Here is a 701-nt window from a genome sequence, read left to right as displayed (position 1 = left end):
GTGAAAACATTACAAAACTACATAAATGGAGAATGGGTGGATTCTCTGTCCAGCCAGACCGAGACGGTTGTAAATCCAGCAACAGGCGAAGAAATTGCCCAGGTGCCGCTTTCTACAAAAGAAGACGTAGACCGTGCTGTGCAGGCCGCAGGGGAAGCGTTTAAAACATGGTCGCAGACGGCTGTTCCAAAACGTGCACGTGTTCTTTTTAAATACCAGCAGCTTCTTGTTGATAACTGGGAAGAGCTAGCAAAATTGATCACGATTGAAAACGGGAAAAGCTTGTCAGAAGCCATGGGTGAAGTGCAGCGCGGGATTGAATGCGTAGAATTCGCGGCCGGTGCGCCGACACTGATGATGGGCAGCCAGCTTCCAGACATCGCGACAAATATCGAATCAGGCATGTACCGTTACCCGGTTGGTGTAGTCGGCGGGATCACACCGTTCAACTTCCCAATGATGGTTCCTTGCTGGATGTACCCACTGGCAATCGCATGCGGTAACACATTTGTCCTAAAGCCATCTGAACGTACTCCGCTTTTAGCAGCGAAATTAGTAGATCTATTCAAAGAAGCCGGCCTTCCAGACGGTGTACTAAACATCGTAAACGGAGCGCACGATGTGGTAAACGGTCTTCTTGAGCACCCAGAAGTGAAAGCCATCTCATTTGTTGGCTCACAGCCAGTTGCAGAATACGTATA

1 protein-coding gene is annotated in these 701 nt (G+C 49.1%); it reads left to right on the top strand.

What is annotated here, in order from left to right:
• A partial coding sequence (locus RG959_RS23800) for an aldehyde dehydrogenase family protein (RefSeq protein WP_342799272.1) occupies positions 1 to 701 on the top strand: 701 nt, incomplete at both ends.

The sequence above is a fragment of the Domibacillus sp. 8LH genome (genome assembly GCF_038806185.1).
In the GTDB taxonomy this organism is placed as follows: Bacteria; Bacillota; Bacilli; order Bacillales; family Domibacillaceae; genus Domibacillus; species Domibacillus indicus_A.
The sequence above is the reverse complement of the archived record's forward strand: the minus strand, read 5'-3'. Positions and strand labels throughout refer to the sequence as shown.